4 protein-coding genes and 1 pseudogene are annotated in these 5,653 nt (G+C 73.9%); 3 read left to right on the plus strand and 2 right to left on the minus strand.

Going from position 1 to position 5,653, the window contains the following annotated elements; all coding sequences use genetic code 11:
- Nucleotides 1–1,233, plus strand: a 1,233-nt coding sequence (locus AB8Z36_RS29540; RefSeq protein WP_369216450.1) for a PP2C family protein-serine/threonine phosphatase, incomplete at its 5' end; no start/stop codon positions are given.
- Between the two features lie 97 nt (nt 1,234–1,330).
- Nucleotides 1,331–2,803, plus strand: coding sequence for an aminopeptidase P family protein (locus AB8Z36_RS29545; protein ID WP_440582027.1), 1,473 nt, complete (start codon nt 1,331–1,333; stop codon nt 2,801–2,803).
- Between the two features lie 135 nt (nt 2,804–2,938).
- On the opposite strand, the gene AB8Z36_RS29550 is transcribed toward AB8Z36_RS29545, so the two are convergent.
- On the minus strand, nt 2,939–3,433 hold the full coding sequence (locus AB8Z36_RS29550) for a carboxymuconolactone decarboxylase family protein (protein ID WP_440582026.1): 495 nt from the start codon (nt 3,431–3,433) through the stop codon (nt 2,939–2,941).
- Between the two features lie 47 nt (nt 3,434–3,480).
- Here AB8Z36_RS29550 and AB8Z36_RS29555 point away from each other — a divergent pair.
- Nucleotides 3,481–3,798: pseudogene (locus AB8Z36_RS29555) on the plus strand (GntR family transcriptional regulator); the annotation flags it as partial.
- Here the strand turns inward: AB8Z36_RS29555 and AB8Z36_RS29560 are convergent.
- A complete protein-coding gene (locus tag AB8Z36_RS29560; protein WP_440582028.1) occupies nt 3,687–5,636 on the minus strand; it encodes an acyltransferase domain-containing protein in 1,950 nt (649 codons plus the stop codon). The pseudogene AB8Z36_RS29555 and the gene AB8Z36_RS29560 sit on opposite strands and share 112 nt — an antisense overlap.
- Between the last annotated feature and the right edge of the window lie 17 nt (nt 5,637–5,653).

Raw genomic sequence — 5,653 nt, forward strand, 5'->3', positions numbered from 1 at the left:
CTCCATGAACTGACCGAGCGGCTCTCCCGCACGGACACCCTCGACGACGCCCTGAGCGAGCTGCTGCGCGCCGGCGCCGCCCTGACCGGCGCCCCCCGCGGCCTCGCCGTACTGGAGCCCGCCGACGGGCTCGGCCCCGACTCCGCCACCGGTCTCGGCCTCACCCGCGCGGACCTCGGACACATCGAGACGGTGCCGCGCGCCGCGACCAGCCACGGCCGCCTCCTCGACGACCCGAAGACCGGCGCGCCCGGCCGCGGGAGCGAGCTCATCAGGCCCGACCTCCTCGCCGAGGACGGCTTGGACCCCCTGCACCGCGCCGTCGCCGTCCGCCTCGGTTTCGCCGCCAGCTACGCCCTGCCCCTCGTCACCGCCACCGGCGGCCCGCTCGGCACCGCCGTCTGGCTGTACGACGAGCCCGCCGAACCGGCCGAGCGCCGCCGCCACCTCACCGGCCTCTACGCGCGCCACGCCTCCGAGCACCTGGCCCGCCTGGTCGAACTGCACCGCGCCCGCGAGACCACCGCGACCCTGCGCGAGGAGCTGATGCCCTCGCGGCTTCCCCGGGTCGCCGGGGTGCGGCTCGCCGCCCGGCACCGCACCGGGCCGCGCGGCGGCGGCGACTGGCACGACGCGCTGCCGCTGCCGGAGGCCGCGCTCGGCCTCGCGGTGGGGTCGGTCACCGGGTCGGGGCCCAGTGCCGTCGCTGCGATGGGACGGCTCAGGGCCTCCCTGCGTGCGTATGCCGTGATGGAGGGCGAGGACCCCGTCGCCGTACTCTCCGATCTGGAGCTGCTGCTCAGGCTGACCGAGCCCGCGCGGTCGGCCACCGCGCTCTTCGCGTACTGCGAGCCCGCCGCGCGCAGAATCGTCCTCGCCGGTGCGGGGCACAGCCCGCCCCTGATCATCGGGGAGCGGCGCACGGAGTTCGTGGAGACCTCGCTCTCGGCGCCGCTCGGCATGCTGGCCTGCTGGGAGGCGCCCAGCGTCGAATTCTCCCCGGAGCGGGGAGAAACGGTGCTGCTGTACACCGACGGCCTGCTCCACCGCACCGGAGAGGCGACGGACCGGGCGTTCGCGCGGCTGCACGCGGCGGCGGCGTGCGTGCCCAGGGACCTCCGCGATGACCCCGGCGCGATCGCCGACCACATCCTGCGGGCCATGCTCCCCGACGGGCGCGACGCCATGGACGGCGAGGAGGACGTGGTGCTGCTCGCGGCCCGCTTCGAGTGAGGCCGCGAGCACGCGCGGTAAGAGGCCCTACGGCCCTGGGCCCCCTTCCGTACAGCCGTACGATGGAAGGTGGTCCAGTGTCGTACATAGGAGGCAGATCGTGTCGGACGCTCTCAACGCGGAGATCCCGGAAACCCCGGAGGAGACCGAAGAGGAGCCGATCAAGCAGCGCAAGAACGGTCTGTACCCCGGCGTCTCCGACGAGCTCGCCGAGAACATGAAGTCCGGCTGGGCCGACACCGAGCTGCACGATCTGCGGCCGATCGAGCAGGCCGCGCAGACCGCCGCCCGCCGCGCCGCGCTCTCCGCGCGCTTCCCGGGCGAGCGCCTCGTCGTCCCCGCGGGCAACCTGAAGGTCCGCTCGAACGACACGGACTACGCCTTCCGCGCCTCCGTCGAGTACGCCTACCTGACCGGCAACCAGACCGAGGACGGCGTCCTGGTCCTTGAGCCCACCGAGGGCGGCCACGACGCGACCCTCTACCTGCTGCCGCGCTCCGACCGCGAGAACGGCGAGTTCTGGCTGGACGGCCAGGGCGAGCTGTGGGTCGGCCGCCGCCACTCCCTCACCGAGGCCGAGAGGCTGTACGGCATCCCCGCGTCCGACGTCCGCGAGCTCGCCGACGCGCTGCGCGAGGCCACCGGGCCCGTCCGCGTCGTCCGCGGCCACGACACCGGGATCGAGTCGGCGCTGACCGACAAGGTCACCGCCGAGCGCGACGAGGAGCTGCGGGTCTTCCTCTCCGAGGCCCGCCTTATCAAGGACGAGTTCGAGGTCGGCGAGCTCCAGAAGGCCGTCGACTCCACCACGCGCGGCTTCGAGGACGTCGTCAAGGTCCTCGACAAGGCCGAGGCGACGAGCGAGCGCTACATCGAGGGCACGTTCTTCCTGCGCGCCCGCGTCGAGGGCAACGACATCGGCTACGGCTCGATCTGCGCCGCGGGCCCGCACGCCACCACCCTGCACTGGGTGCGCAACGACGGCGCCGTCCGCTCCGGCGAGCTGCTCCTGCTCGACGCCGGTGTGGAGACGCACACGTACTACACCGCGGACATCACCCGCACCCTGCCGATCAACGGCCGCTTCAGCGAGCTCCAGAAGAAGATCTACGACGCCGTGTACGAGGCCCAGGAGGCCGGTATCGCGGCCGTCAAGCCCGGCGCCGCGTACCGCGACTTCCACGACGCCTCGCAGCGCGTGCTCGCCGAGAGGCTGGTGGAGTGGGGCCTCGTCGAGGGCCCGGTGGAGCGCGTCCTGGAGCTGGGCCTCCAGCGCCGCTGGACCCTGCACGGCACCGGCCACATGCTCGGCATGGACGTCCACGACTGCGCCGCCGCGCGCCGTGAGTCCTACGTCGACGGCACCCTTGAGCCGGGCATGTGCCTGACCGTCGAGCCGGGTCTGTACTTCCAGGCCGACGACCTGACCGTGCCGGAGGAGTACCGGGGCATCGGCGTCCGGATCGAGGACGACATCCTCGTGACCGAGGACGGCAACCGGAACCTCTCGGCGGCGCTGCCGCGCCGCTCCGACGAGGTCGAGGCGTGGATGGCGGGGCTCAAGGGCTGACGCCGGAGCCTCTGGGAGCCGTATGGCCGTATGGCCGTATGGCCGTATGGCCCCTTCGGATGTGGCCGGGCCCCGCGGATTTCCGCGGGGCCCGGCCTTCGTCGTGCGCGGCGGCGCTTCTGTGCGCGGCGGTCCTCAGCCCGCCGTGCGCTCGTCCTCGCCCGCGACCTTGCCGGTGCTCAGGGCGATGCGGTTCCAGGTGTTGATGGTGAGGATCAGGGCGAGGACGCGGGCCAGTTCCGTCTCGTCGAAGTGCCGGGCGGCCTCCGCGTAGACGTCGTCGGGGACCCCGCCGCGGTCGACCAGCGTGACCGCCTCGGTCAGCGCGAGGGCCGCCCGCTCCTTCCCGGTGAAGAAGTTCCGCGCCTCGCGCCAGACGCCGATCATGTGCAGCCGTGCCTCGTCCTCACCGGCCTTGCGGGCGTCGGAGGTGTGCATGTGCAGGCAGTAGGCGCAGCCGTTGAGCAGCGAGGCGCGGATCTGGATCAGTTCGACCAGGGCCGGGTCGAGCCCCTCGCGGGCGGCGGCGTCGAAGCCGATGAGGGCCTTGAAGGCCTTGGGGGCGGTCTTGGCGAAGTTGAGGCGGGGGGCGGTGGTCCGGGCCTCGGCGGTGATCGCTTCGTTCGTCATACCCATGAATCTAGGCGCCGGAAAGACCTCGGATAGGGTGCATTTCCATGCGCGATTCATGGGTCAATCCGGCGGAGCGGATCGGCAGTGACCTCCATCTGGAGCTGTCCGGAGCGGGCAGCCGCCGGGCCGTCCTGATCCGGGCGCTGCGGGACGCCGTGCGGGAGGGCAGGCTCGCTCCCGGCACCCGGCTGCCGCCCTACCGCTCGCTCGCCGCCGACCTCGGCCTCGCCAGGAACACCGTCGCCGACGCCTATGCCGAGCTGGTCGCCGAGGGCTGGCTGACCGCGCGCCAGGGCTCGGGGACCCGGGTGGCCGAGCGGGCCGCGCCGCCCCGGCGCSCCSGGGCGCCGAAGCCCGCTCCGGCCGGGCGCCCGGCCGGAGCGGGCACGGAGGCAACGGGCGCGGGCGCGGTGTACGCCGCCGGGGCGGGCGCCACCGGGGTCACCGGCTCGGGTCCCACCGGGGTCACCGGCTCGGGCGCCATCTTCCCGACGATGATCGCGGCGAGCCCCTTCGCGGTCCCCGCCTCCTCGAAGAGCTCCCGCATCGACACCTTGACGCGGTGCTCCTCCTCCAGTTCGCGCAGCACGCCGATCATCTGAAGCGAGTCCGCCCCCAGGTCGAAGAAGGAGGCGTCCTCGGCTATCTCGCTGGTGTCGTAGCTGAGGTGCTTCGCGGTGACCTTGATGATGTGCTGGAGCACACGCTCGACCGCTGCTTCGTCCTGTGCCACTTCGGTCTCATCCCTTGCCGGTTGTACGGGTGGTTGTGCGGGCGGTTGTACGGGCCGCGGAAGGTGGTTCTCCGGCCCTGTCCAGTAGTCCTTGTGCTGGAAGCGGTAGCCGGGCAGCGGGATTCTGCGCCCCGTACCGCCCATGAAGGCCCGCCAGTCGAGCGGGGCCCCACCCCGGTAGAGGGCCGCCGCCGCGTCCCAGAGCGGTCCGAGCCCGGCCCCGCGCCGCAGCGTCGGATACGCCGTGCGGCCCGGCAGCTCCCTGCGCACGAGCCCGCTGAGGGTGGGGTGCGGGCCGAGTTCCAGGAGCGCGGCGGTGCCCGGGTGCGAGGTGCCGAGGGTCCGCAGGGCCTCGGCGAAGAGCACCGGGTGCCGTGCCTGGCGTACGAGGTGGTCCGCGTCGGGGATCCACCCGGCGGGGCGGGCGCGCCCGTCGAGGGTGCTCACGAACGGCACCTCGCAGGGCGCGAACCCGGCCTCGGCACACAGCTCACGCAGCCCCGGCAGTACGGGGTCCATCAGCGCGGTGTGGAACGCGTGCCGCACCGGGAGCCGCCGGGCGGAGACCCCGCGCCCGGCCAGCAGCCGCAGGAGCCGCTCCATGGCGGCGGCCGGCCCTGCGAGGACCTGGCCGCGGGCGCCGTTGACCACGGCGAGTCCGACGCCGGGCACCTCGGCGGCGAGCTCCTTCGCCGCGTGCTCCGTCAAGGGCACGGCGACCATCGCGCCCGGGGCGCAGAGGTCGCGCATCAGCCTGCCGCGCCCGGCGGTCAGCCGCAGGCCGTCCTCGACGGAGAGGGCACCGGCCGCGTGCAGCGCCGCGTACTCGCCGACGCTGTGCCCGGCCACCACGCGCGGCGTGATGCCCGCCTCGCGCCAGAGCCGGACCAGGGCGCACTGGAGGGCGAAGAGCGCGGGCTGCGCCAGCTCGGTCGGCCAGGGCGGCTCGGCCTCCGGGTCGTGCCCGGTCGTCAGAAGGGGGCCGAGGAGACTGTCGCCGCCGCTGAGCCCGGCGTACTGCCGCTCACAGGCGTCGAGGACGTCGCGTACGACGGCGAAGCGGTCGTAGAGCTGCCGTGCCGCGCCCGCGTAGAGGCTCCCCTGCCCGGTGAAGAGGAACCCGGTGTCGGCCCCGTCCGTACCGCCCCCGTCCGTGCCGTATCCCTCCGTGTGCCGCTCGGCGAGCCAGGTGTCGAGGGCGCCCGTGAGCGCGGCGACGGTGTTCCCGCGCAGCGCGACGCGGTGTCTTCGGTGGGCGCGGCCGAGCGCCAGGGTCGTCACGAGGTCCGCGTGGCGCGTGTCGGGGTGGGCCCGCAGATGGTCGCGGAGGGCGGTGGCGTTGTCGGTGAGCGCGGCCCCGGTGTGCCCCGCGAGCACGAGGACGTCCGGCGGCTCGGGCGCGTCGGCCGGTCGGGGCGGCGGGGCGGGAGCCTCTTCGAGTACGACGTGCACGTTCGTCCCGCCCACCCCGAACGAGCTGACGC

Origin of the sequence: Streptomyces flavofungini, from assembly GCF_041028215.1 — a bacterium.
GTDB classification, from domain to species: domain Bacteria; phylum Actinomycetota; class Actinomycetes; order Streptomycetales; family Streptomycetaceae; genus Streptomyces; species Streptomyces flavofungini_B.